Origin of the sequence: Corallococcus macrosporus (assembly GCF_017302985.1) — a bacterium.
Classification (GTDB): Bacteria; Myxococcota; Myxococcia; order Myxococcales; family Myxococcaceae; genus Corallococcus; species Corallococcus macrosporus_A.
This window is the reverse complement of the sequence record NZ_JAFIMU010000013.1, coordinates 134,222-160,177: the sequence shown is the minus strand read 5'-3', so window position 1 is coordinate 160,177 and position 25,956 is coordinate 134,222. Positions and strand designations below refer to the sequence as shown.

At 68.9% G+C, this 25,956-nt stretch carries 20 protein-coding genes; 4 read left to right on the top strand and 16 right to left on the bottom strand.

Annotation, left to right across the window (positions count from 1 at the left end; genetic code table 11):
- The 10 genes from JYK02_RS34915 to JYK02_RS34870 all read right to left on the bottom strand — a co-directional run bounded on the left by JYK02_RS34915 (position 1) and on the right by JYK02_RS34870 (position 11,518).
- Entirely contained in the window at positions 1–2,748 is a 2,748-nt protein-coding gene (locus JYK02_RS34915) for a TonB-dependent receptor (protein ID WP_242589553.1), read from the bottom strand.
- Positions 2,749–2,894: 146 nt separating this feature from the next.
- Complete coding sequence (locus JYK02_RS34910) at positions 2,895–4,394, bottom strand: hypothetical protein (RefSeq protein WP_207057255.1); 1,500 nt, start codon at positions 4,392–4,394, stop codon at positions 2,895–2,897.
- Positions 4,391–5,053 (bottom strand): hypothetical protein, encoded by a 663-nt coding sequence (locus tag JYK02_RS34905; RefSeq protein WP_207057254.1) that lies wholly within the window; start codon positions 5,051–5,053, stop codon positions 4,391–4,393. The genes JYK02_RS34910 and JYK02_RS34905 overlap by 4 nt, the downstream gene beginning before the upstream one ends.
- Before the next feature lie 357 nt (positions 5,054–5,410).
- A complete protein-coding gene (locus JYK02_RS34900; RefSeq protein WP_207057253.1) occupies positions 5,411–5,782 on the bottom strand; it encodes a hypothetical protein in 372 nt (123 codons plus the stop codon).
- Positions 5,783–5,824: 42 nt separating this feature from the next.
- The gene (locus JYK02_RS34895; RefSeq protein WP_207057252.1) at positions 5,825–6,553 is read right to left on the bottom strand and encodes a hypothetical protein; all 729 of its coding nucleotides are present in this window, start codon (positions 6,551–6,553) and stop codon (positions 5,825–5,827) included.
- Positions 6,554–6,751: 198 nt separating this feature from the next.
- Positions 6,752–8,173 carry a Kelch repeat-containing protein gene (locus tag JYK02_RS34890; protein ID WP_207057251.1) on the bottom strand — a complete coding sequence of 474 codons (1,422 nt, stop codon included), beginning with the start codon at positions 8,171–8,173 and terminating at the stop codon, positions 6,752–6,754.
- Between the two features lie 82 nt (positions 8,174–8,255).
- A complete protein-coding gene (locus JYK02_RS34885) occupies positions 8,256–9,200 on the bottom strand; it encodes a hypothetical protein (protein WP_207057250.1) in 945 nt (314 codons plus the stop codon).
- 15 nt (positions 9,201–9,215) lie between these two features.
- On the bottom strand, positions 9,216–9,674 hold the full coding sequence (locus tag JYK02_RS34880; RefSeq protein WP_347402654.1) for a hypothetical protein: 459 nt from the start codon (positions 9,672–9,674) through the stop codon (positions 9,216–9,218).
- Positions 9,675–9,688: 14 nt separating this feature from the next.
- Entirely contained in the window at positions 9,689–10,444 is a 756-nt protein-coding gene (locus JYK02_RS34875) for a class I SAM-dependent methyltransferase (protein WP_207057248.1), read from the bottom strand.
- 63 nt (positions 10,445–10,507) lie between these two features.
- Positions 10,508–11,518 carry an NAD(P)-dependent oxidoreductase gene (locus JYK02_RS34870; RefSeq protein ID WP_207057247.1) on the bottom strand — a complete coding sequence of 337 codons (1,011 nt, stop codon included), beginning with the start codon at positions 11,516–11,518 and terminating at the stop codon, positions 10,508–10,510.
- A gap of 136 nt (positions 11,519–11,654) precedes the next feature.
- Between JYK02_RS34870 and JYK02_RS34865 the strand changes: the two genes are divergently transcribed.
- The 3 genes from JYK02_RS34865 to JYK02_RS34855 all read left to right on the top strand — a co-directional run bounded on the left by JYK02_RS34865 (position 11,655) and on the right by JYK02_RS34855 (position 14,187).
- Positions 11,655–12,239, top strand: a complete 585-nt coding sequence (locus JYK02_RS34865) for a TetR/AcrR family transcriptional regulator (RefSeq protein WP_207057246.1) — start codon at positions 11,655–11,657, stop codon at positions 12,237–12,239.
- Positions 12,240–12,368: 129 nt separating this feature from the next.
- Positions 12,369–13,247 carry a hypothetical protein gene (locus JYK02_RS34860; protein WP_207057245.1) on the top strand — a complete coding sequence of 293 codons (879 nt, stop codon included), beginning with the start codon at positions 12,369–12,371 and terminating at the stop codon, positions 13,245–13,247.
- A gap of 43 nt (positions 13,248–13,290) precedes the next feature.
- A complete protein-coding gene (locus JYK02_RS34855) occupies positions 13,291–14,187 on the top strand; it encodes a hypothetical protein (protein WP_207057244.1) in 897 nt (298 codons plus the stop codon).
- 72 nt (positions 14,188–14,259) lie between these two features.
- Here JYK02_RS34855 and JYK02_RS34850 read toward each other — a convergent pair whose 3' ends face one another.
- Positions 14,260–17,862 (bottom strand): hypothetical protein, encoded by a 3,603-nt coding sequence (locus JYK02_RS34850; RefSeq protein WP_207057243.1) that lies wholly within the window; start codon positions 17,860–17,862, stop codon positions 14,260–14,262.
- 240 nt (positions 17,863–18,102) lie between these two features.
- On the opposite strand from JYK02_RS34850, the gene JYK02_RS34845 reads away from it, so the two are divergent.
- Entirely contained in the window at positions 18,103–19,035 is a 933-nt protein-coding gene (locus JYK02_RS34845; RefSeq protein ID WP_207057242.1) for a hypothetical protein, read from the top strand.
- 4 nt (positions 19,036–19,039) lie between these two features.
- Here the strand turns inward: JYK02_RS34845 and JYK02_RS34840 are convergent, their stop codons facing one another.
- From JYK02_RS34840 to JYK02_RS34820, 5 genes are all read right to left on the bottom strand, one after another.
- On the bottom strand, positions 19,040–19,501 hold the full coding sequence (locus JYK02_RS34840) for a DUF3592 domain-containing protein (RefSeq protein WP_207057241.1): 462 nt from the start codon (positions 19,499–19,501) through the stop codon (positions 19,040–19,042).
- Positions 19,502–19,590: 89 nt separating this feature from the next.
- The gene (locus JYK02_RS34835; protein WP_207057240.1) at positions 19,591–21,084 is read right to left on the bottom strand and encodes a hypothetical protein; all 1,494 of its coding nucleotides are present in this window, start codon (positions 21,082–21,084) and stop codon (positions 19,591–19,593) included.
- A gap of 80 nt (positions 21,085–21,164) precedes the next feature.
- Positions 21,165–22,493, bottom strand: coding sequence for a PQQ-dependent sugar dehydrogenase (locus JYK02_RS34830; RefSeq protein ID WP_207057239.1), 1,329 nt, complete (start codon positions 22,491–22,493; stop codon positions 21,165–21,167).
- 60 nt (positions 22,494–22,553) lie between these two features.
- The gene (locus JYK02_RS34825) at positions 22,554–23,696 is read right to left on the bottom strand and encodes an esterase/lipase family protein (RefSeq protein ID WP_207057238.1); all 1,143 of its coding nucleotides are present in this window, start codon (positions 23,694–23,696) and stop codon (positions 22,554–22,556) included.
- Between the two features lie 93 nt (positions 23,697–23,789).
- Entirely contained in the window at positions 23,790–25,685 is a 1,896-nt protein-coding gene (locus JYK02_RS34820) for an SEL1-like repeat protein (protein WP_347402657.1), read from the bottom strand.
- Between the last annotated feature and the right edge of the window lie 271 nt (positions 25,686–25,956).

Sequence of the window (25,956 nt, the reverse complement as noted above, 5' to 3'; positions counted from 1 at the left end):
TCAGAAGCTTCCTTTCACGCCCACCACGGGGAGGATGGGGATGCCGGGCACCTCGTACTCCCGGCGCTGCCGGTAGTCAGCGAAGGTGAACTCGACGTTCTCCGCGTTGTAGAGGTTCTGCACGTCCAGGTAGACCCCCAGGGTCCAGCTCTGGAACTGCCAGCTCTTGTCCAGCCGCATGTCCAACTGGTGGAAGCCGGACGTGCGCGCGGAGGCATAGGGGCCGTACGTGCCGTTGAAGCGGTTTCTGTCCACCTGGTACAGGTCGTACGAGTGGGCGATGGGCGTCGTCGGACGGCCGGTGGTGTAGCGGAAGCGCCCGCCCAGCTCCCAGCCGTTGCCCAGCACGTAGTTGCTCACCAGCGTGAGGATGTGCGTCTGGTCGAAGGGGCTGAGGCCGTACGTGTCGTCGCCGTTGCCGCCGAAGCCTCCGCCAAAGCCGCTCCCGTTGTCCTCGGGAGCAGGGCCCGCGCGTCCATCCAGGGACTGGCTGAAGGTGTACGACAGCCAGCCGGACCACCGGTCGGAAGCGGACGCGCGCTGCTTCTTCACCATCACCTCCAGGCCCAGGGCGCGGCCGATGCCCTGGTTGGAGTACGGCACCTGGATGACGCCTCCGCCCGGCAGCGAGCGCAGCTCCCCGGGCGCCGCGATGTTGTTGTAGCGGCGGTTGAAGAAGCCCGTCACGTCCACGTTGAGCACGTCCGTCAGCCGGTGCTCCACGCCGAGGCTGCTCTGGAACGCCCGCTGGTACGCGAGCTCCGGGTTGCCGTAGGGCAGGGTGATGAAGCGGAACGTCTCCGCCGGCTGGCTGTAGAGGCCGAGCGAGCCCTTGAGCTGGGTGCGCTCGGTGGCCTCGAAGCGCACCCACAGCCGGGGATCCAGCACCAGGTTCCGCGCGTCGCCCGCGAGCTGGTAGTTGCCGCGTACGCCGGGGGTGAAGGTGAACTTCCCCACCTTCAGGTCCGCCTCCACGAAGAGCGCGCCGTCGAAGGACCCGAGGCCAATCTTCTCCACCAGCAGCTCGCCCACGGACTCGGCGCCGGGGAAGGCCACGTACTCGAAGTTCTCCGGCGCGGGGAACTCCACGTCGAAGGACTGGTGCTCGTAGACGATGTCCAGGCCGGTGCGCACCGTGAGCGCGGAGGACAGCTCCAGGCCCAGCACCTCGCGCGCGCCCACCGTGTAGCCCACGCCGTCCTGCTTCGCGGCGCCGAACTTGAAGCTGGTGCCGTCGTAGCCCACGTACGGCGTGAAGACGGACGTGAGCGCGCCCTTGCGGTACGTCCAGTCGCCCTTGAGGCGGTGGAAGAGGGTGTGCGTGTCCACCGTCAGGTCGCGCTCCGTCTCCGGTCCGGAGGACACCAGGCGCAGCTGGTCGTCACTGCCGAAGGCCATGACGTAGCCGGTGCTGCGCGCGCCGCCCGCCTGGGCCTGCGCCTCCTCCTCCGTGCGGGCATCCCGCTTCGCGCCGAAGTCCACGCGCACCTGGTAGTCCCAGTAGCGCGGCACCACGGACAGCGTGCTGCCCTCGTCCTTGGGGAGCACCAGCGGCAACAGCGTGTCGATGTACGAGCGCCGCGCGGCGGCGGCCACGCTGATGCCGTCCGTCACGGGCGCCTCCAGGAAGAAGCCCGCGTCCAGCAGGTCCACCTTCACGGAGCCGTGGAACGTGTCGGCGGCGCCCTTGCGCGTGCCCACCTCCACGATGCCGCCCACCGCGCGGCCGTACTGGCTGCCGTAGCCGCCCGGGAAGAAGTCGAGCTGGTCGATGAACTCGGCGTTCACCACCGAGGGACCGCCGAGGAGGTGGAAGAGGAGGGGGATGCTGACCCCGTCCATCATCGTCGCCGTCTGGCCGGGGTTGGAGCCGCGCACCAGCAACTGGCCGGAGATGAAGGGCGCGCGCGCCACGCCCGGCAGGGTCTGGATGACGCGGATGGGGTCGCCGAAGGTGCCCGGCGTCTTCTGCGCCTCCTGACGCGTGATGGTCCGGCGCACGACCTCCTTCTTCGGGCGCTCGGAGCGAACGACGGTCTCCAGCGCGCCGGCGGTGGGCGCGAGGAAGAAGTTCACCTCCGTCGTCTCGTTCGCCTGGAGCTGCTCCTTCGTCTGGTAGAGCTGGAAGCCGGACGCCACCACGCGCACCGCGCACTCGCCGGGCGGCACCTCCAGCGTGAAGCGGCCGTCCGCGTCGGAGATGGCCTCGGGGGCCTCCGGGTCGTCACCGCAGCGCACGGTGGCGCCTGCCACCCGCGAGCGGCTGCCTCGAGAGATGAGCTGCCCGGTCAGCGTGGCCTTCGGCGCCGCCTGCGCCTGCTGCTCCGGCCCCGGGGTCTGCTCCGGAGGCGCGGCGAGGGTGAAGTGGTAGATGTACTCCACCTGCACGGGCGCGGGCACTCCGTCCACCTCCGCGGGGGAGAAGCGGAACTGGCGCACCGCCGCGATGGCCGCCTCGTCGAAGCCATGGCCCGCGGGCTCCGTGGGCAGCACGTCCGACACGCTGCCGTCCGCGGCGATGGTGATGATGAGGCGCACGGACGCGGTGAGCCCCTCCGCGAGCGCCTCGGGAGGGTAGGCGGCCTCCACCTGCTGCAGCAGCGCCGGAGGCTTCGTCATCACGGGCTGGGCCTGCGCGGCCGCTTCCGTGGGCGGCGCGTCGGCCTGCGGTGCCTGCGCCAGTGCCGGAGACGCCAGCAGGAGCGAGGCCGCGGCGAGCGCGCTTCGGGCTTTCAGATTCGGGGACATGGGGCGGCGGAGCATACGGGATGCGGCGTCTGCTTCAGCGCGCCCAAATCCACGGCCCGGACCGAATGTCACAGGCCCGTTTGACGGCGAGGCCGACAGGTGTGGGCAACGCCTTCTCCTGGCCGTGGGCTTCAGCCCGTAGCGCCCTAACGATGGGGCTGGAGGGCAGGCTCTTCGTCAACCTCCCACAGCAGGTACACCGTGATGAGGGCCCCCTGAACTGCACGACGGGTGCGTGAGCGCACGACCGAGGCCTCGAAGACGTCCTGCGCCCCCTTGATGGTCGATTCCCCCACGAGGAATGGGGCTTCTTCGGTGGCGAGCCGCTCAAAGACGCCCCGATAGGTGGGAGCCTTGACTGCGTGCGACAGCCGGCGCAGCCACGCCAGGCTGTTGATGACGGTAGTGGGGCCTTCACCTACCACCACGGCGGCCTCGCATGTCGCCAGCAACAGCCGGGTATTCGTGGTCCTGGCAAGGTGCAGGACCTTGCCGATGTCGATGCGCTTCTCGCCGCCGCCACGCAAATTCCGCCAGACGAGATGGGCGCCCTCGCGGTGCGCCACCAGCACCAGCATCCGTCCCTGGCTCTCGCTGAACGTCTGCCTCAGCCCGTTGAGCGAGGGCTCCTGGATGGGCAGGAGCTTGCCCGAGAAGTTCTCCGCGATGACACGGTTCGTCTGGAAGTCGTCCACCAACGAGGCGATTCGGACGTCATCCTCCCGGAACCGCATCCGGCCAAGGCCTTCGAAGTCCTCCAGCAACTCGGGCCGGCCGTTCGGCCGCAAGGTGAGGTTCGGCGCCACGACGACGTCGAAGTGGGTCTTGCCTTGCGCGTCCTGCCAGGGGTGCGCAGGCATCAGTTGGCCATCCCGCGTGTGTACGTACACCGATTCAGAGGCGGGCAGGTCCAGTCCACGGGTATCTGCGGCCACCGAGACGTCGAGGATGATGTGGTGACGCCCCAGGTCGACGTCCACGGGACGGCGCGGTTCCAAGACGAGGGCTCTGCTTCGCTCGAAGCCGAAGGAGTTCTCCATCAGGAGATGCCTGGAGAGGATTGAATTCACCCCGCGCTCCCCCGCCTGGGCCACGGTCTCCCCCTGAACCAAAGCCTCCTTCCTGAAAAAAACCACCTCAGGCATTCCGTACCGGCCCCTCTTCTCCATGGAGTCCCAGCGCAGGACCAGCCGGTCGTGGCTGCTGGAGATGTGGAGCCACCTCTCCCACTGGTGCTGCTGAGCCTTGGACGCGACGGTCTGTGCGCTCTCCGCGGTTGCCCGGAACTCAAGCGATTCGAAAGCCGGAGTCTTTGTGGGAAGAGAGAGCGTCCCCAGGAGGAACTCTACTTCCCGCTCAACCTGGAGGTGGAGCGGCGCCTCGGTCATCGCTCCGTTCAGACGCGGGGGCCGCCAGACCCGCTCGTCTGCGAGGATTCCTCGGAAGGACCCGGGGGTCAGTTCATGGCCAAGAAGTGGCTCCCAGGAGAACCGGAGCGACTCGCCGAGAAGCAGCTTGGAGCCCCAACTGAACTCCAGCTTGGAGATCCCCAAGGAGCGCGGAGCAGGCGCTGCCACGAGCGGGAACACCGCGAGCAGCAGGGTAACCGCCGAACGCGTCACGCGGCCCAGGAGGTTGGCGTTCATCGCAACTGCTCCTCCTCTCCGTCGTAAGCACCCGACGTCACTCCGACGTCCAGCAGCCGGCGGGCGAGCTCGTTGGCCTGGCCGATGAGTTCCTTGCCATACTCCAGGTCCAGCCCGGCGCTCCGCCATGCCCGCAGGTTGTTGAGGAGCTGTTCGCCCAGCACACGTGTCTCGACGAGCGTCACCAGTGCCTCGCCCGCGACTCGCTCGCCCCAGAGGGCCTGCCCCACGCTCTTCGAGAAGAGGGCCGCCAACGAGCCCAGGCAGGTGAGCCCGCCCAGCACGAGGCGCAGCTGCGGGTACTGCTCGGCCAGCGAGAGCAGGAAGCTCGCGCCTCCAACCAGGGTGAGCAGCTGCCCGATGAGCCGGATCACCTGGGAGCGCTTGGCCCGGCGATGCAGGAGCGGGTGCCAGAGGCGCGCGAGCCGCACGGCCGTTCTGAGGCCCTCGTCCGCCACCTCCGCGCGCATCCGGAGCTCCGGCAGGGTCAAGCCGCGCGGGGGCTCCTCCGGCGGCGTCACGCCGAGCAGGAAACCATCCAAAGGAAAGGCCCGCTTGATGCGCGCCCGCGCCAGAGGGTCGTACCGCGAGAGCAGCGTCACCAGCTCGTTGACGGGGGCGCTTTGCGACGATTCGTCGGAAGGATAGGCCAGCGTCATGTGGTTTCCAGGAGGATTGAGGCTCCCGAGACTCCGACTCATCAGTGCGGAGGGTTTCAGGAGGCGGGCGGTGCGTAGGCGTTGGTGTGCAACAGTCACGCAGTGAGGCGGGCCGAATTCGGCTTCAGCCTGGAGACGTAACCCCGCCCTTGAAATCAAATTCCTGTCCAACGGCGCCTTGCCCTGGGGGCCGTCCAGCGTCAGCCACCGCCAAGCCGGTGTAGAAGGACCGCGGAGGGGGACGCGAGGCGCGAAGGCGGACGAACCTCATGACAGTGGACTGGCGACGCTCGCGAGCCGCCAGCCCACCGCGCATTTCGGCCGAGGTGAGGCCTTGTCCGCCTCAGGCGCCATCGCTCACAGGGTGCAGATGACGGTGTTGTTGCCGCTCAGGTACGGAATGGTCTTGCTGCAGTTGTAGGAGCCGTACGTGCTGGTGACCCGGTACGGCGAAGGGCAGGTCGTGCCGCACGAGGTGAAGGACGCGCCCGTGTTGTTGTCGCACTGGACCGCGTTGTTGGTGTTGGTGCAGAAGCTGCCACACGAACTGCTGCACAGGTAGGCCGTCGGGTGCTGACCGCCCGGGCAGTTCAGGCCACAGTACTGCGTCAGTTCCTGCTGCGCCGACGCCATCATGGGCTCGGTGCTGTCCTCCGCCTGCTCGGGGCCTCCGCACGCGGTCAGACCCAGGGCCAGCGCACCCACCAGAAGCATTCCCAGTCGAGACATGTGTCCTCCCTTGTTGTCGTGTTGTGCTGTGTTTACCGTGGGCTACCAGATGCAGGAGAGCCCGCCGGAGACGTTGAACACCGGGACGGGGGTCAGCGCACCATCCGGAACGACACTGTTCGCGGGGTTGGCCGTGACGGACCTCCGCATGGTGGTGGAGCTGCTGTTGACGTACCCCAGGTTGTAGACGGTGCTGCTCGAACGCTCCCGGAGGTTCGTTCCGCACCACGGCTCGTACGTGGTGCTGGCCAGGGTCCCCAGCGGAATCACCTTCACGCTGGACCACCCCCCGAAGTAGTCGAGATCCGCCGGGGTGTTGACGGGGTACTTGGCGCCAGCCACCCAGAGATAGACCTGGCTCGTCGAGCGCTCCTGGACCAGGACATGGTTGTAGGTGGCGTTGAGGAAGTGCGAACGCCAGTCGCTGTTTGGGATGTCATTGACCATCCGCCAGTCATCCCAATAGGCCAGCTCCGTGGGCGACGGAATCCACCAGTACGCCTGGCCCACGACGACGTAGATCTCCGCGGTGCCCTTCTGACGGATCAGCGTGCCGTCCTGGGGGACCTGCGTGATGGCGTCGATGGTGGCCTGGGACAGCGCCACGGTGGTGGCGCCGGAGTACAGGGAGTGCTGCGCGGGAGGGATGTAGAACCTGGCGCCGCCGGCCACCAGGTAGCGGTTCGAGGTTCCGATGCCGAGCAGGACGTACCCGTCCGGCACGGACGTGTATTGCGCGAAGGCCTGGGCTCCGAAGAAGACCAGGCACATGGCGAGCCAGCGAGGAAGGACTACGCGGAGCGAGGAAGCACGCACAGGTTCTTCTCCGTTCAAGAGGGCCACCGTGGCCTCGTTGGAGAAGTACCGGGGTTGGCGGACACGGGACATCACCGTGCCGCCAGTGGCTCCAGACCCGGGGTGAAGCGGCCCTCCGCGTCCGTGAGCTGGCCGGACGCGCCGGGCCCGTTGCTACCGCGCGACGCAGCCGGGCTGCGTGATGATGCAGTTGCTGTTGGCCTCGCTGACACAGATGCTGTCCCAGGACGAGTTGCAGCAGAACGGATCCAGGCCGCAGACCTTGCTCGCGCAGGTGCCGCAGCTATTGCTCAGCGCGGTGCCAGTCGTGCACACGTCATGGGTGCAGGAGGTGGGCGTGCCCGTTCCACAGACGTTGTTGGTGCACGTCAGCCCCGTACCGCAAGTGCCGCAGCTCAGCGTGCCGCCACAGCCGTTGGAGATGGTGCCGCAGTTCTTGCCCTGCGCGGCGCACGTCGTCGGCGTGCACGGGGGAGGAGACAGGTCGAACTTCTCGATGCTGGCCATCGGCACCATGGAGCCCGTGCTGCTGGTGCCCGTTCCTCCCAGGAACAGCACGCGGCCGTCCGGCAGCGCGACGGTGGGGTGGTTCCTGCGCGACTGCGCGAGCGACCCCACCGTGCCCCAGGCGCCGGTGGAGGGCGTGTACAGCTCCACGGTGGTGTTGTTGTAGGAGCCGCCGGCCAGGAGGATGGTGCCGTTGGGGCGCATGACGGACGGCGCGGAGAAGTGCTGGACCGCCGTGTTCCCGGTGTTCGTCCAGACGTTGGTGGCCGGGTCGTACGCCTCCGTCATCGTCTCGGTGCCGACGGCGAGCGCCTTCCCGCTGGGGAGCAGGTGGAGGGTGTGGTCGTTACGGGCTTGGTTCATCGACGCCACGACCGTCCAGGTGCCGGTGGACGGCGTCCAGAGCTGGGCGAGGCTGGTACCGCCGCCCGAGAGGAGCACGCGCCCATCCGCGAGCCGCACCGCGGACTGGAAGCCCATCGCGGAGGGGAGCGAGCCCGTCGCGGTCCAGGTGTTCGCGGCCGGGTCGTAGAGGTGCGCCGACGTGCCGCCCGACGTACCGCCCACGCCGCCCACCACCAGCACCCGCCCGTCCGAGAGCAGCGTGGCGCTGTGTCCGTAGCTGATGCGGGGCAGGGGAGCGACAGTGGTCCAGGAGTTCGTGGAGGGCTGATAGCGCTCGACCGAGGACAGGATGCCGCCCGGCCCGATGCCGGCCACGATGAGCACGCTGCCGTCCTGCAACAGCGTGGCGGTGTGCGAGCGGCGCGCGAAGCTCAGCGAGGGACCGGCGCTCGACGTGGCGGTGGCCGGGTCATACAGCTCCGTGGTCGCGGTCTCCGTGGGAGTTCCGCCGCCCACCACCAGCACCTTGCCAGTGGAGAGCAGCGTGGCGGTGTGTTGATAACGCGCCGTCAGCAGGGAGCCAGCGGGATACACGGTGAGCGCGGAGGACTGGGACGCCTCGGCTGCGGGTGCCTCCGTCTCCACCGGCTCGACTTCGGGGCTGCACGCGAAACAGAGAAACAGGGGAACGACAACCAATGCCTTCCACGACGACAGGGACATGCGGTGCTCCTGGGGGGTGAGCCCGGGAACATCGCAGGGGTGTCTGACGCCCATGAAATCAAACCGCGAGGTGTCAGGTGACTCAGGCTCTTCGCTTCGCCTTCGCGACCTTCTTTGCCTTGCTCCCCACCTTCGTCGGCTTTCTCTTCTTCGCCGCGACCTTGCTCGCCTTCTTCACGGCCTTCCGCGCTCCTGCCTTGCGCACGGCCTTCTTCGCGCCTGCGCGCTTGGGGGGCGCGGTCGGCCCACTCGCCGGGGCCGCATCTTCCTCCACGAGCCACGCGCGGCCGAAAGACTTCAGTTCGTCGAAGTCGAACAGGGACGTGAGGTGCCAGTCCGCACCCTCCAAGTAGAAGAGCACCCGCTTCGGGTGCGTCATGACGAGCGTGCCGACATTTGGCTGTCCCCGCCTCGGCACGAACCGCAGCGGCTGACCGATCATCGACGCGGCCACCTTCGCCATGGCGGCGGAGCCGGAAATCACCGGGTCGGCGACGTACTTGTTCGGGCCGTGCTGGGGAATGAACGCGCCGGGGAGCTTGAATGCGGGGTCGCGTGGCGGGCCCACGCGAAAGCCGGCCGCCGGGTCTTGTGAGCGTTGGACCCGCGTGCGCTCCCCCGCGGGAGCCCGGGGCTCGGCGGGCAGGCCCGGTCCGGCGTCGTAGGCGGTCGTGCGCCACGCCATGCGCTTGCGCAAATGCTCTCCCCACGCCGGATGCGTCAGCTGGATGTCCAGGAAGGAACCGCTTCGCGTCACCTTCGACACGAACGCCTGCGCGTTCGCATTCATCCATGCGCTGTCGAAGGCATCGCGCTCGTCCATCGCTTGCGCGAGCGCCGAGTCATTCAGATGGCGGTACTTGCTGAACTCAGCGTCCCCCGACTTCGCGATGGGGTCGTACATCAACATCAATGCGAATACGGCGTGAGGCGCGGGCTTCCCCGCGTCAGGGTGCACGCGGTTCACCCCGAGGCGGACGGCGCGTCGGGTCACCCCGAGGACGCGGACGGCGTACAGGTCGGACATGGCACGACGATACCTCTAGCGAGTGGCCGGCCGGGCCCAGAGCACGTCCCAGCTCCAATCCGGGAAGGTCTCCCGGGGCGTGGTGACCCGCACCACCACTTCGGAGCTGCCGACCTCGGCGCCCTGTCGCCGGGCCTCGTCGAACAGCTGGTCGCGCAGGGCAATGCCATCCACGTAGCCCGCCGAGTACAGCAGGCCGGACTCTCCCACGGGGACGGCCGGGGAGAGGTCCGGGTACCGGGCTTCGAGCCCCCAGCGCTCCAGGAGCTCCGCGTACGCGTCGTCCAGGTCCATCAGGTTGACCGGGACGCCCCGGGCTCCGCAGGGACACTCCCAGCCAGAGCCAAGGACGCCGATCGGGCCTGGGGGCGGTGGCCGCTCGTGCGCGGATGCGCCGCAGAGGCCACACTTCACCGGGCCCATGCCTCCGGCCTGCTGTTGCTGTTCATCGAACAGGATGTGGAGCACTTCCACGGGCCCGGTCTTCATCAGGGCCGGGGGATGAGGATGACGTCCTCGTCCTGTTCCAGCCGGTACGTGCCATCCGGCTGCCGGCAGCGCTCGGCATGCGCACGAATGCGGGCATCGAGCCTGCGCCAGTCGTCCGGGCTCAGGGCCGCCAGCTGCTCGGCGGTGAAGCAGCCCTCCAGCACGAGGAAGCGGCAGAGCGTCTCCATCTCCTCGAAGGTGTTCGCGGCGAACCCGCTCATCGTCGCGAGCACCTCGTGGGGCAGCCCCTTGCGCTGCACTTCAGCGACGATGTGCTCGCTGAAGTACAGGGTGTCGGAGAACTCGCGGCACATCGCATGGGTGGGCCCCCGGGCGGCGGCCATCACCATCAGGCACGTGCCTCCCGGGCGCACGAAGCCCAGCAGTCTGTCAATGAAGCCGCCCCATTCAGAAACAGGCACGTGGTACATGACGTGGGAGCACACGACCAGGTCGTACCTGTCCTTCGAGTCGTATCCGTCCAGGGAGAGCGGGAGGACCTTCGCCTTCTCGTGATGGAAGCGGGCACTCTGCGCGGGGTTGGGCTCCAGCAGGGTGAGCGAATCGAACAGCGGCGCGAGCCGCTCCGCCACCGTGCCCGCCCCCGCGCCGACGTCCAACAGGTTGGGGTGCGCGGAGAGCTTCGGCAGCAGCCGCTCCGTGACGATCTGATGGATGTTCTCCGGATGCCTCGCGGACGCCGCGAGGATGCGGAACGCCGTGGCGTAGTCCTGCGGTGACATCGTGATTCCCATGACGGACTCCCCCTGGTGCCGGGACAGGTTGCGGGGGAGAGATTACCACCTCGTCGGCACGGGCTACGCGCGGCGGATTCGCACGCCGGAGGCTTCCAGCCGCTGGACGAAGCCGGCCGGGTCGAAGAGGACGTGGGGCATGTAGAGCCCGGGTGCCACGGGGGACCCACCCGCGAGGCCCAGCAATCGCTCGACGGCGATGGCGACTCCGAACGCGGTCACCGGGGCCTGGCCTCCGGGATGGACGAGCTCGTGGCGGCTGCGTCCCCGCGTTCCATCCGGCTTCACCCCGGACAGCTCGATGATGATCTCCGTCGAAGCGGGCTCGCCACGCCGGCGCGTCGCTGTCTCGCCCACCACGAGGTCGAAGCGGATGGAGCGGGCCCCGGTCGCGGTCGCGAGGCTCAGCACGTCGAACGGCGAGTACGCCTGTCCCTCCAGCCGGGTCCCATCCACGCTGGTGATGGTGCGCGTCGCATCCGCTCCGTGGACCCAGCGCCACCGGCCCTCCTGGAGCACCAGGGCCCGGGGCGCGACTTCCGTGAGGCGCTCGAGGTCGGCATGGGCCGCCGGTCCTCCCACGTCCTGCGTGTCGAGCACCGCCGCGAGCTCGATGGCCTCGAGCGTCTTGAACTCGCGGGCGAAGTGGAGGACGGGCAGGGTGACCGCTCCCACCAGCCAGTGGCTGCCCATGAGGATGGGCGCGCTCGCGGGCTGCTGGATGTAGTGCGCCACCTCCGGCCCCACCTCGAACACACCGGTGGAGATGCTGAGGTACGCCGCCCGCTTCGCCTGGGCGTACTTCAGGGAGTGCAGGGTGTCGTCCTGCACGAACATGACGACGGCGCTGTAGGCCCTCCCGTCGGGCTGGCCCAGGTCCGGGCGCCCCAGGTCGACGCGCACCGCGTCCGCGCCGCCCACCTCCTTCGCGACGGCTTCGGCCCGGGCCAGGTCCCGGCCGCCGATGGTGAGGGGCAGGGTGGGATGGAGGCGACGAAGCACCTTCGCGGCCTGGGAGCCGACGAGGCCAGAGCCTCCCACGATGAGGACGGGGTGCTGCGGATTCATGGACATGACGGAGCAACTCCTCTGCCGGGCGGGCAGGACGGGTGTGGATTCGACCTTCCCTTCAAGTGGTAAGTTACTGTTGGTAGGTTCGCCATGTTTTCTTGGAGGTGCCCTCCCGGGGCGTTACGAAGCGGCGAGAGCCATGAGCAAGACCCCCAGCAAGAAGCTGCCGAAGGCGCAGCGACGCGAGCAGTTGCTCGACATCGCGCTCTCCATCGTCCGGGAGGAGGGGACGGACGCGTTGACGCTCGGCTACGTGGCCGAGCGTGCGGGCGTCAGCAAGCCCATCGCCTACGAGCACTTCCAGACGCGTGCAGGGCTGTTGATCGCGCTCTACGAGCAGATCGACGCCCGGCAGGTCCAGGCGCTCCTGGACGCGCTCCAGCGCACGCGCAAGCGGCTGGAGGACGTCGCCCGGGTGATGAGCGCCGCCTACATGCACTGCTACACGTCCGCGGGCCCGGAGTGGCATGCCATCTCCGCGGCGCTGAGGGGCGCGGAGGAGATGGAGGCCGTGCATCGTGAGCTGCTCGACGGCTACGTGGCCCTCTTCCGCGAGGCGCTCGCGCCCTACTCGGACCTGAAGAAGGACGCGCTGCACCTGCGCTGCGTGGGCATCATCGGCGCGGCGGAGGCCATCTCCCGCGACATGCTCCGGGGCCTGGTGGACGAGGCCCGGGCCGCGGAGACCCTGGCCTCGCTCATCGTCAGCTGGCTTTCCAGCTGAGGGGGGTGAGGGGAATTTCCTTCGAGTTTCGTTGAGGGGCCAGGGCCGGAAGAAAAGCACGGTGAACGCCGCGCGCCTCCGGTCGCTTCAGGCCATCCACACACCCCTGACGGGGCGGAGACTCGGACCATGCAATTCCGGAAGCAGACCCAGCCGTGGCGGAACGCGGCGCTCGCGGGAGCGCTGCTCCTGCCCGCGGCGGCGCTGGCGAACGAAACCCATGTCTACGGCATCGCCAACTTCGGAGGCGCGGGGCAGTGCAACGCGGACTCGCACTCCGTGCACACGAAGACGGCGGCGGAGTTCGCGGGCTACTTCAACTCGCTGGTGAACCAGGGCCTCTGGTCGGACGTCCGTACCCTCAACAACTCGAGCGCCCGCGCGGACCTCTGGACGGACGCCTCCAAGGCGGCGGCGGTCGACGCGAAGGACACCCAGCTCAACTCCGGCGTGGACGACGCGGACGTCCTCTTCGTGCACACCCACGGCGGCCACAGCGAGTCGTCCCTGCGCAGCTGGCTGGTGATGGGCACCAACGTGGATCAGTGCTCGGCCATGACGGACGTCCACATGAACCTGGGCAACAACGGCAAGCTGAACATCGCCGTCATCAAGGCCTGCCAGTCCGGCGACTACCAGGTCTGGAAGCAGGGCGGGTACCGGCAGCAGATGGTGACGAGCAACAGCGGCTTCAGCATGTGGAATGCCTTCCACGGCGATTCGTCGTGCGGCAACTTCGTGAAGCGCTACGTGAAGCGCTACGTGTCCAGCTCGCGCAACGACGGCGTGGGCGAGAACTGGATCGACGAGGCCTACGACTGGGACATCGGCAAGAACAACGACGACTGCCCGGTGTCCATCGTCTTCGGTGAGTCCAAGGCGGCGCGCCTGGCGATGTTCGAGAACGGCGGCTGGGGGGACCGCAAGAACACCGGCCCCAAGGTCGGCTCCACCTACTTCTACGTGGCGGGCTGCGACCCCGACAACGGGCAGAAGCTGCCCGAGTGACCGCCGCCGTTCCATCGACCTCGCACAGAAAGAACGAAACACCATGAAGACCCATCTGCTCTTCCGCTTCCTGACCGTCCTTCCGCTCGCCGCCGCGTCTGGCTGCGACAGCGGCGCCCTCATGGATCCCGAGGCCGTTCCCACCACCCAGGAGGCCCGCGCGACCCTCGGCTTCATCTTCGACTCCACGGCGCTGGCCACGCCGCCCACCGGAGGCATCCCCACCACGCTGCTTCCCCGCACCGCGTTCGATCCCGCCCCGTTGCAGCGCTCCCTGGTGGGAACGACCGAGACCTTCTCCCTGTCGGAGGTGCCGGTGGGCACCCGCGGGGACATGGAGTCCCAGACCTGGAAGATCGAGAGCGACCCGTCCGAAGGCCAGGTGCTGGTGCTGAACAAGGTGGGCGCGGGCCCTGAGACGCCGCAGGACCCCGCGCTGTTGCAGCGGGCCGCGCTGGCGCGCCTGCAGCGCTGGGGCATCCCCACGGCGGAGCTGGGGGCGGTGCGGCAGGTGAAGTCCTTCACCCAGAGCGAGCAGAACGGCGTCGCCGAAGCCCCGGCGCTCCACCGCCACAAGACCTTCGTGATGCGCGCCATCAATGGCATCCGCGTGGAGGGCCACCGCGCGGTGGTGTCCCAGGGCCCGGATGGCAGCTTCCAGCGCGCGCTCATCAGCTGGCCCGCCCTGGCCCGCTCCGGCCACCTGCTGCGCACGCGGCTGACGACGGCGGAGATCGAGCAGCGGGCGCGCGAGGCGCTGTGGGCCGAAGGCGAGACCACGGGGGCCGTGCACCTCTCCTGGAAGTACGTGCCCACCCAGCTCAGCACGGGTGAATGGGCGCTGACGCTCCAGGTGGCCGCCGTGATGCCCCCGGTGACGGGCACGACGAGCACCGAGGAGCCGCGCGTCATCGACGTGGACGTGAGCGCCGTGCCCTGAGCGGGGCACACGCGAGGCGCCGTGGAGGAGGGGGGCCTCCACGGCGCCGGCATTCAGGTGGCCCCTGGTGGCCTAGACGTCGTCGACGCTCGCGAGCGCTGACAGCTCGAGGCCGGTGAAGGAGAGGTCGGTCAGCACCTCCTGATCCACGTCCAGCCCCTGGGCCGCGGGCAGCATCGGGTTGTGCGACCCCTGCAGGTACCGGAACCAGCCGGAGCCTGCGTCGCTGCCCTTGGCCTCCTCGGCCGCCTTGCGGTCGTTGCGCCACGCGGCCGCCGCGGCTTCGGCGGTGTCGAGCGCGGCCCCCGTGAGCCCCAGCCCGTACTTCAGCTGGGAAGGCCCGGCCATGAGCAGGTCGAGCCCCTGGCCGTCACGCGTGCCGCCCTGCGTCCCGGGGCCGTTGTACGCCCACGTGTCCGCCTGTCCCAGGTGGGGGATGAGGTCGGCGTAGCCCTGCGGCAGGTTCGCCGCCACGCCGCCCGCGTTCGCGACCACGGAGGCGGGCAGGGTGAACAGGTAGCTGTTCCCGCTGATGGTCAGGCGGGGCCCCTCCACCAGCCGTCCCACGATGCGCTTGCGGTGGAGCTCCACCATCCAGTCGAGGACGGCCGCGAGCTTCGCGCTGCGCGCCCGCAGCGTGGCGTTGAACCCGAGCCGCTCGCCAATGGCCAGCGCGTGCAGCCAGTACCCGATGAAGAAGTCGTGCTGCTGGTACTCGCCGTTCGACATGTAGCCCGGCCCGAAGCGGTTCACGAGGATGGTGAAGAGCTGGAACTCGCTCGTGAACGTCGCGGGAGGGTTGAAGAACCCGGGCGTCGTCGCGCAGTAGGTGTCGTGGAAGTCCTCCAACTGGAGCTGCACGAAGGCCAGCACGTCCTCGCGCGAGTACAGGCGTTCGCTGCGCTTCGCCGCGGTCTTCCACGCCAGCGCCGCGTGCAGGTACGCCCACGCCGAAGCGCGCTCGCCCACCTCTCCCCAGCCCGGGAGGATCCGGTTGGAGTACAGCCGCGTCTGGTCCCAGAACTTGTGGCCGAGGAAGGCGAACTCCGGCGTCCGGAACAGGAGCGAGCCCCAGTGCGGGTACTGGTGCGCGTGCGACGAGTCGATTTGATACGTGCCGAAGACGGGCTTGCCAGGCGCCGTGCCATGCACGGGCACCTTCGCCCGCCACGGGTTGGCGTCATCGCAAATCTCGTAGGGCCGCCCGCCCTTCGCGTAGTAGGCGCGCTCGGGCGGGGTGCTCGCCTCGCCCCACCCGTACCAGTGCCCCCGCATCGTGATGGGCCGGGCCGGCCTGCCGCGGAACAGCGGGCGCGGGCGGCCGTCCTCGAAGACGTGGATGGGGTCGGAGACGTAGCCCGTGAGGTAGTCCAGCGCGAGCTCCCGGTGCGGCGTGCCATCCCAGCGCTGGCCGGACGGGTTCGTCAGGTACAGCCACACCGGCTCCGCGATGGCCTGGCGGTCATCGCGGATGCCTCCGGGCCCGGTGACGGGCGAGCGTGCCTGCATGTTGAACGCCGTGTACTTGAGCCACGTCGACCCGACCGCGCGCTTGGAGTTCGTGCCGTAGAGCCCCTTGTAGGGGTCACCCGCGCCCACCGTCGCGTCGTTCACCCAGGTCTCCGCGTCCGTGGGGTTGAAGGGCATGACGCGGATGTTGCCGAAGCCGTTGACCTGCCCATCCGGGCCATGGCCTCCGAACGCGAGCCGCCAGTCGAAGCCGTTGCTCGAGTAGTCGAGGTGCATGGCGTAGGGCACGTCCGTCGCGTAGCGCGGCAGCTTCGCGCCCAGCGTCTGCGGCGGCACCGGCTCCGGCTGCTTCGAGCGCCAGATGAGGCCCGCGCGCGCCGTGCCGAACGGGACCCAGCGGTTCGTCGGCGTGGTGAGCGGCTTGTTGACGCCGTCCCACGGCCCCTCGAACACCGGGCTTCGTCCCGCCTGGTTGAGCGGCGTGCCGTCATGCTGCTGGAGCGTGCCCAGGGGATTGCCGGCCCTGTCGCGCACCACCCACTTGTGGGGAATCATGTAGCTGTCGATGCCCTGCGGATCGCCGAACGGCGTCGAGGGCAGCGCGCTCGGCGCGAAGTCGTAGCCGAACTGGAACTGCGTGTAGCCCCGCATGCGGATGCCTTCGCAGTAGTAGCGCAGGCTGCCCAGCTCGATGGGCGCCTCCAGCGGGGTCACCTCGGTCCACGTGCCGACGAGCGGCCCGAACTCGGCGTCCTCGAGGGACAGGTTCTGGCCCACCACCTTCGTCATCGTGTAGACGCCGACCTGGACGGGCGTCCCGGTGGACCAGTCCTGCAGCACGACGTCATGCGCCTCGTTCGCCGCCGTGACGTAGGGGCCCACCCGCACCGTCAAGTCCTCGCCCGCGCTCGCGTCCGGCGAACCGAGCCGATACCGGAGGGAGTAGGGGCCGGACGGGGAGGCGATCGCGGTGGCGTCGAACATCAGGGTGCGCGCCACGTTCGCGGGCACGACGCTGGAGCCCACCGCCGTGAACTGCTGAGTGAAGACAGGCACCGGCACCGTGAAGTCGAGCGCGCGGACACCCAGGCCCGCGGTGCCGTTCCGGTGGTTCCAGCCGATGTTGTTGACGAAGAAGGGGAGCACGGGTTGGAGCTTGAGCTTCGCGGTGAGCGTGCGCGGCGCGCCGAGCGCCACCCCGTCCTTGTAGAACTGCAGGCTTCCCCCCGGCCCCTGCGGGTCGTCGGTGTAGCGGAACGCGACGTCGACGTCCGCGTTGGCCGCCAGTCCGTACGGGATCTCGAGCTGCTGGTTGTTGGCGTAGTTCCTGAACACGATGTTGAACGACCAGTCGGTGTAGATGACGAAGCCGCCGGGCACCCGGTCCATCCACATCGCGCCCAGCGTCGCGGCATCATCGATGGACGCGGGCATCCGCCCCCGGAAGCGGAACTCGAAGAACCCCGGGACGTCGTTCGTCAGGGTGAAGTCGAAGCCCACCGCCCCCGCCGTCGCCAGCCCGCCCTTCGCTCCACCCGTGGGCCCGAGCCGGATGAAGTCGCCCTCGTCGGTGATGGGCGCGGCTTCAGTGGAAACCAGGGCCAGGCCGCTCGGCATCCCGGCCGGGGCCGCGAAGGGGGGCAGCGTGGCGGTGGGGATGCTGGCGCTCCGTTCGTCATACGTGACGAGGGTGGTGACCGTCCCCAGGGGGAGCGCGCTGCCCGGTGTCTCCAGCAGATGCACGTTGCCCGTGAAGTCGTCCGGGAGGTCGAGCGTCGCCGGGAAGTAGGACGCCGGAGGGCCGTACACGTCCCGCGTCCCGACGATGACGGGCGTGTGGTGGAGGTAGGGGAGCCGGAAGTCGGAAAGCTTGAGGCGCCTGCCGAGCACGAGGTCCAGGGTGGGCAGGCGCAGCTGCCGGTCCGTGTCCGCGTAGAGGCCCACCGTCAGCGGCGCGACCGTCGTGGGGCCCGACCGCAGCCGCGCCTCGTGGACCGTCCCGGTGCGCTGCACGTCGCCGGTCACGACCGGGTGGAGGAGCGCGGGAGGCTCTTCCTGCAGCGACAGGTTCGGCAGCGCCACGCGGCACAACACCTGGCCGGAGGCGTCCAGGAAGTCCACGGCCCACAGGCCCGCGTTCTTGAGCCGCGCTCCCTCCAGGAACAGCCCGGCACCAGCAGGGGTCAATTCAAGCGGAGCAGTCATTTTGGATTTTCTCCCGGGGACGCCAGCGGGGATGGGATGGAATTGCTGGCGTCCCGGACATTCCTCATCGCCGCGAACCCAGGCAAGGTTGAGCCAGGCATGAATTCATGTCTGACTTTGGGGGTGGCCCTGTCTGCCCATGCGGGAGGACCCGTCAGGAACTTGAACGGCGGCCCCGTGGGATCCGGAGGGACACTTCCGGTACGCTGGACGCGCTTCAGCTCACTCGGGGGACGCACCATGGCGGAGACCGAACTTGTCGCGAAGCTCTCCATCCGGCTGCGGGGCTTCGTGTTTCCAGACACGGACGCGCAGTTCGAGGGCTACGTCGAGCCCGGCACGTACTTCGTGCTCGAGCACCGGAAGGGCTACCCGACGCAGGACACCGACTTCGCCCGGCTGGAGATGCCGACGCTGGGGGCGCTCGACACGTGGATCTGCACGCGGTGGAGGTCGCAGTCCTACGCGAAGGTCTTCCTCGCGCCGAAACCTCCGCCGGTGCAGCGGCGGACGTACGACGACGAGCCCCTGGCCGTGTCCGAGGCGGCGCTCGTCGGGCTGCTGAAGGACTTCACCGCGTATCGCTATGACCTGAACCAGGCCTACTACCCGTGGACGCTCCCCGGCATCCGCGTCCCGCTGGCGCCTCCGCAGCGGAACAACTGCTGCACCTTCGTGGAGGCGCTGACCGTGAAGGCCTTCTCCGACGCGCACGGCGCGGACTTCACCTGGGACGCGCGCAGGCACCGGCAGATGATGGTCGCCTCCACGGAGGACTCTTTCTCCCCGGTCACCGCCGCCATCGAGAGCGGCATGGCCCTGCTTCCGCCGTCCGAGTCCACGCCTCCCCACCCGTGGACGCTCATCCAGGGCTGGCGCAGGCAGTGGGACTCCGGCCACACCTTCCTCGTCGTGGACCACCACGTGGAGTCGGACAAGGTGCTGCTGCTGGAGTCCAATGCCTATGAAGGGCTCAACGGGGTCGGCTTCCGCAACATCGGCAACCTGCGGGACCTCGGCGTCGACCTGCTGGGAGACAAGCCGCTGGGCGAGTGGTGGCACCGGAGCGACGTGTGGACCTGGCGGCGCATCTGCTCCACCTACCTGTCCCGGAAGCAGGCCTGGCTGAAGGTGAAGGACCGCAAGCTGTCAGGCCTCGCGTTCACCGGGTAGTCGCCTAGTAGGTCCCCAGCTTGTTTCGCTGCGCGGTGTCCCGGGCGTCCTCCTTGGCCCGGGGCTCGTGGGTCTTCAGGGCTGCGCCTGCTGCCATGACCCATGCGACCACGAGCATCACCGCGACCAGGATGACTCCCCAGATGCGAGTGCCCTGCCCGACGGGCTGACTGTACTTCGGATTGCTCGGCAAGTAGTCAATGTCAACGGACGCGCCGGGCGCCAGGTGGTCAAAGGACTCGCCATCCTGCGTGTACGTGTGCGTCACCCGCCGTCCATCCGGCAACTTGAAGCAGTAGTGCAGCTCCGCGGAGCTGTCGGAGCCCCCCGGCTCGATGCGCAGCACCGTACCCCGGACTCGCACTCCCTCCCGGCGCAGGAGCTGGGCGCGCGCGTACCGCCGCCAGACGACCACCAGGAAGAGCAAGGGGATGCCCACGACAAAGGACAGGCTGAGCAGTTTCATGGCGGCCTCGGTTCACCCTGTCTTCCAGCGGGACGGAGGCTACTTTGAAAGTGACATTCCGGTGAACCCCCGCGCGGATGCCGCCGTGCTCAGGGCTGCTCTTCAGGGGGCTGGAGCTCCACCAGGCGGGCGGTGACACCGGAGCCGTCCCGGGGATTCCAGCTCAGGTCCACCGCGCTTTCGTCCGTGAGCTTCATCCGGAGCGTCTGTCCCGGCTTCTGCCAGGTATAGCTGTCCGTGGAGAAGCCAGACTGTTCCGGCTCGAACAGCGTCTGGCCTTGATGGGTGAGGGTGTCAGAGCAGGAGCCCCACGACAGCAGTTCGACTTCAGAACCCTCGGCCTCCCCCATCCTCCACAGATTCAAGGAGGTATCGACCGCGGCGCCGCAGGGCCCTGACACGTTGCCCAGCATGAAGCTGGTGTTCTCCACCACCGCCCCGAGCGCCCCATCCTCGAAGCGGAAGGCCACCTTCAGCACCCCGTCAATCATGGCCGACCGGAGCTTGGGCTTCCCGCGCAACAGCACCAGCTCCTGCCTGCCCATCTCGTCGCCCCCTTCATGCTTCAGTTGCTGGACGGGAACGCGCACGGTGTCCGGCCCCGCGAAGGGCGTGGCGGGCCCCAGCGTCCACTGGGGGAACACGTACTCCTCCACTTCGTCGACGGTGCTCCGGCAGTACCGGTTCGAGTCCCGGGGCGTGCTCCGGTCGGTGCCGACGCCCCGCCACTCCTCGCCCATGCGCATGAAATAGCGGGGCAGCGCCTCCAGCTCCGGCTGGCTCAGCTCCGGAACCCCCGCCAGCAGCTGCACCTTCAGGGGTTGGGCCAGCTTCACCTCGTCGAAGGTGGAGGGCTCGCCCCACTGGGGCGCGGCGTGGCTGGAGCGCAGCACCTCGGGCGCGCCACGGCCCCCCGCGTCGATGACGTCCACCCGGGCGCGCAGGGTCTCCACCCCGGTGCGCGGGACGAAGACGAGCCCTCCCGGTTGGATCTTCGCGCTGACGTGGTAGCCGCGCTGCGTCTTCCGCACCGAGTAGCTCACGTCTCCTGGGGCCAGGGCGGGCGTCAGTCCCGCGGCCGCGTGGACCGGACGGTCATAGAGCACGGCCGGGCGGCCATCGCGGAACAGCCCCAGGTGGGCCAGGCCGAAGAAGGCGCGCACCCGGCGCGCGGGCGGTGTCCCCAGTCCCTGGCGTGCGTTGCGCTCGCTCTCGGTGCAATCGAGCCCGTTGTCCTCGGCTGCCTCGGGCTCCTTGCGGATGCTCCGGTCGAGGGCCCTGGGGCTGTCCCCGCCGTCCACGCGGTACAGGTGTCCCTCTCCGGCGGTGACGAAGCGCGTGGGGCCCACCGCATCGAGGTCCGCCAGCGAGAACCAGAGCTCGACGTGGTCGGAGTGGACGTCATCCTTCGAGGACGACGGCGTCGTGTCCACCACCTCCACCTCGAGCAGGAGCTGCTGGCCATCCGAGGTCATCTCCACCGAGGACGCGGCCGTCTTCTCCCCACGGGCCCGCAGGGGCGCGGAGAAGTCGGAGGGGGCCGCCATCAGCAGCCACCCCGCCAGCACAGGAAGGGAGATCATTCGGGTCTCGCGAGGTGGGGGTGTGGCTGAAGGGCCACATGTCCCAAGCCTGGAGCATCTCCCGTGCCAGCAACAAGGCTTCAGGGCGCGCGGCCCGGCGGAGTGGCCCCCGGGGTGAGCTTCCACAGGCGGCCGTTCGAATCATCCGTGAGCAGGTAGAGCGCGCCGTCGGGTCCCTGGACCACTTCGCGGATCCGCGCGTTGCGCTCCGTGAGCAGGCGCTCCTCGCCGACCACGCGGTCGTCCTTCAAGACGAGCCGCACCAGCGCCTGGCTGGACAGGCCGCCGATGAAGAAGTTCCCCTTCCACTCCGGGAAGAGCGACCCCGAGTAGATGGTCAGCCCCGAGGGCGAGATGACCGGATCCCAATAATAGACAGGCTGCTCCATGCCGGCGGCCTGCGTCGTCTTGTGGATGGGCTCACCCGAGTATTCCTCGCCATAGCCAATCGTGGGCCAGCCGTAATCCTTGCCAGCCTCGGGGCGGTTGAGCTCATCACCGCCGCGCGGTCCCATCTCCACCACCCAGAGCCGCTGCTGCGAGTCCAGGGCCGCGGAGAGCACGTTGCGGTGTCCGGAGGACCAGATCTCCGGCCGCGCGTCCTTCTTGCCCACGAAGGGGTTGTCCTGGGGAATGGTGCCGTCCGGGAGGATGCGGACGACCTTGCCGAAGTCGCTCTTGAGGTCCTGCGCCTGGACGCGGCCCGGGAGGATGGAGCGCTCGCCGAGCGTGACGAAGAGCTTGCCGTCCGGCGTGAAGACGAGCCGCCCGCCCGCGTGCAGCGTGGACTCGAGCGTGGGCTGCATGCGGAAGATGACCTGGAGTCCCTCGATGCGAGGCTTCGGGCCGTCCACCAGCTTCGCGCGCGCGACCGCGAGGCCGTTGCCGCCCTCACGCGGCTCGTAATAGGTCCAGTAGATGAGTCCGCTCTTCGCGTAGTCCGGCCCCACCTCCACGTCGAGCAGTCCGCCCTGGCCCCGGCCGTCGACCTTGGGCAGGCCCGCCACCGCGGGCGACTTCTTGCCCGCGGCGGTGACGATGTAGAGCGAGCCCGTGGGCTTCTCCGTGACGAGGAAGCGGCCATCCGGCAGGAACGCGATGGCCCACGGCTTGTTGAAGCCCGAGGCGACTTCCGTGACGACGATGGGCGTGCGCGTCTTCACCGCCGGGGCGCGCGTCTGCTGCGGGAACGCGGGCTTGAACTCCGGGACGTTGGGAGGCGCGGTCTCCACGGGCGCGCCCGCGGGGATGTCGCCCTGGCGCGGCACGGACTGCTGACTGTCCCCCGCGCGTCCCGGGGCGAGGTTGCCTTCCTGGCGGGAGGGCGGCCGGGGCGACTGGGCCTGTGCTTCGGGGACAGCGCTCAACAGGAGCGAGGCGAGGAACGGGGTCACGAGTCCATGGCGCATGGGGTGACTCTCCGTCGGGAGGGTCGGGACGTCACCCGGTGAAGGGCACGCACCTCTGCATCAGGTGCCTGGGTGAACAGTCACCGGGCGGCCCACCGTGAAGTCGATCACCCGGTCCCACAGCGTCTGGAATTGGGGTTCCTGGAAGTGGGAGGCCGACTTCAGCCAGCTGATGTACTCGGGCGGCTGGTCGAAGTGGCCCGTGACGTCCATGTGGTCCGCGGTCGCGACGTGGAGGACCTGTCCCCAGACCTGGGAGCGGCTCGGGACGACGCCGTCGCTCCAGGCCTCGAACCGCTCGCCAAAGGCCTCCTGGAGGGCCCGCGTCTGCGCCTCGGTGCGCTCGGGGATCTGGAGGTCCCGGGACAGGGGCGCGCTCCTCCCATACAGGAAGGAGAAGATGCCGTAGAGGAGCGCGTCCGGGGTGAGCAGCAGCCGGAGGGCCAGCGTGGGCGGCGGCGCGCCCGCGACGACGCAGCCGTAGCGCACGCCCTCGCGGTCGGGGGTCTGCGCGTTGAAGGTCCGCAGGCTGGCGGGCATGAGGTCACCGATCAGCGCCTGGTTCTCGCCCACCTGGCTGAAGAAGCGGATCAGCTCTTCGCGCTCGTTCTCGGACAGGTGCGCCGTCAGCCGGGCAATCTGGTTGAAGAGGTTGGGCGGCAGCTTCGCCTCTTCACTCCTCAGGACGAGCCAGTAGCACGCCTGGAGCGCGGCGGTGCGCAAGGGCATGGCCTTGCGGTGCAGGGTGAGGAACGTGAAGAGCCACAGGTAGCGCAGCAGCGTCCTCCCCACGTTGCCCTGGTGGAAGAAGCTGGCCAGCGGGGTGCCGTGATGCGGCGTGCAGAGGCTCACGACGGAGCGCACGCGCTTCACGAAGGCCGGCGCCTCCTGGGCCATGCGCGGTGAGACGACGCTGCGTGCATCCAGCCCGCCCGTGGAGTGACCGACGAGGTGCAGGTGCGCGTCGTCCTCGTTCGCGGTCCGAGCCATCTCCCGGAACACGTCATGCGCCCGCGCCTCCAGCCCGGAAGTGGGGGAGGAGGCCACGGCATGCACCCGAGCGTCGATGCCGCGCTCCTGGAACCGCTGCTCGAGCAGCCGGGGGACGTTCTGGAAGTAGGCGATGCGCTCCGTTTCCTTGTCACCCATCTGCGTGAAGCCAAAGAAGCCGGGGACCAGATAGACGCGGTGCCGGGTTGCCATGGAGAAAGCCTGACGTGAAGGGAGTTCTCGACGAAGTCCCGAAGCCTTGAAACGGAATGCCTGCCGACAGGAATCGAGCCACCGCTGCGCATCTCATCGCTGGGCGCAAGCTTCGGAGAGACCAGCGCGGCAGGCTTTTTCGAAGTAGGAGGAGGCAAGGCTTGCTGAGTCAGGCCCTCCGCGCCCCTGTCCCTGCTTGTAGAACAAACCGACATTGAAACAGCCCGCGGCAGCCCCGCCCGTGCAGGCCTTCTCGAAGAGGTCGGCGGCCCGGCGCGCGTCCTGAGGCACTCCACTGCCATTCGCGTACCGGACGCCGAGGGCGTTACAGCCCTCGGCCACGTCGCCCGTGCAGGCCTGCTCGAAGATCACCGCGGCCCGGCGTTCATCCTGCGGTACTCCAATGCCTTTCGCGTAGCGAACGCCCAGATTGAGGCACCCATCGGCCACGCCGCCCTTGCAGGCCTGCTCCTGTAGCGCCGCGGCCCGGAACTCGTCCTGAGGCACGCCAAGGCCTTCCTCGTGGAGCAGGCCGAGGGCGTAGCAGCCCGCCGCCACGCCGCCCTTGCAGGCCTGCGCATACAGCGCGGCGGCCCGCCCCGCGTCCTGCGGCACGCCACGGCCCTTGCCGTAGCGCAGGCCGAGGTTGAAGCATCCCTCGGCCACGCCGGCCTTGCAGGCCTGCGCATACAGCGCGGCGGCCCGCCCCACGTCCTGCGGCACGCCACGACCTTTCTCGTGGTGCATGCCGAGGTGGACGCACCCCTCGGCCACGCCGCCGGTGCAGGCCTGCTCAAAGAGCGCCGCGGCCCGGCGCTCGTCCCGTGGCACGCCGTGGCCCTTGTCGTAGCATATGCCGAGGTTGAAGCATCCCTCGGCCACGCCGCCGGTGCAGGCCTGCTCAAAGAGCGCCGAAGCCCGGTGCTCGTCTTGGGGGACGCCACGGCCTTTTTCGTGGAGCAGGCCCAGGTTGAAGCAACCGCCGGCCATGCCACTCGTGCAGGCCCGCTCAAAGAACGCCGCGGCCCGGCGCTCGTCCGGAGGCACGCCGCTGCCTTTCGCGTAGCGAACGCCCAGGTGAACGCAAGCCCTGGCCATGCCGCTCGTGCAGGCCTGCTCATACAGCGCCATGGCCCGGAGCTCGTCCCGGGGCACTCCACGGCCATCCTCGTGGAGCAGACCGAGGTTGAGACACCCCCCGGCCACGCCGCCCGTGCAGGCCTGCTCATAGAGCACCGCGGCCTGGCGCGCGTCGCGGGGCACACCACGCCCCTCCTCGTGGATGAAGCCGAGATTGAAGCAGCCCTCGGCCATGCCGGCCGTGCAGGCCTGCTCGAAGAGCGCCGTGGCCCGGCGCTCGTCCTGGGGCACACCGCTGCCTTTCGCATAGCGGGCGCCCAGGTGGACGCAACCCGCGATTGCTCCGCCCGTGCAGGCCTGCTCAAAGAGCGCCGCGGCCCGGCGCTCGTCTTGAGGTACTCCACGGCCCTTGCTGTAGAGCAAGCCGAGATTGACACACCCCTCGACCGTTCCACCCGTGCAGGCCTGCTCGAAGAGCGCAGCAGCCCGGTGCGCGTCCTGGGGCACTCCGTTGCCTTCCTCGTGGATCAGGCCAAGGTTGAAGCAACCTTCGACCGCTCCGCCCGTGCAGGCCTGCTCGAAGAGCGCAGCAGCCCGGTGCGCGTCCTGGGGCACTCCGCTGCCTTTCGCATAGCGAATGCCAAGGTTGTTGCAGCTCTCGGCCACGCCGTCCGTGCAGGCCTGCTCATACAGCGCCGCAGCCTGGCGCGTGTCCTGAAGCACTCCACGGCCTTCCATGTATTGCGCGGCGAGGGAGACGCAGCTTTCGGCATTCCCTCCCGCACAGCCATCCTGGCGCGTGTTGGAAGACGAGACCGCGTGCCCCCCCGTGGCACATCCCTCCAGCAGCCCGACAAGGAGACAAAGCCCGACGCTCAGCCGTACCGCGCTTCCTTGCGCTCCTGACATTCCGTGTCCCCCGTAGGTGCGATACACCCGCACGGACAATCCCTGCTCGACCCGGTCCTCGAACTACATGGGCCGCCAGATTCGAAATGATGCATAGCATTCGCGCTCAGAAGACAGAAGGCCGCCCGCCAGGCTTGCATCCATTCCTGGCACAGCAGTGCCCTCCGGGGCGTTCCAACTGTTGTTTTGAGCACCCTCCGGGTCCGCTTCGTGGTCTCCAATTCCTAGATTTGAGATGGCATTGATGACGTCTGGCAGTGCCGGCCAAGCG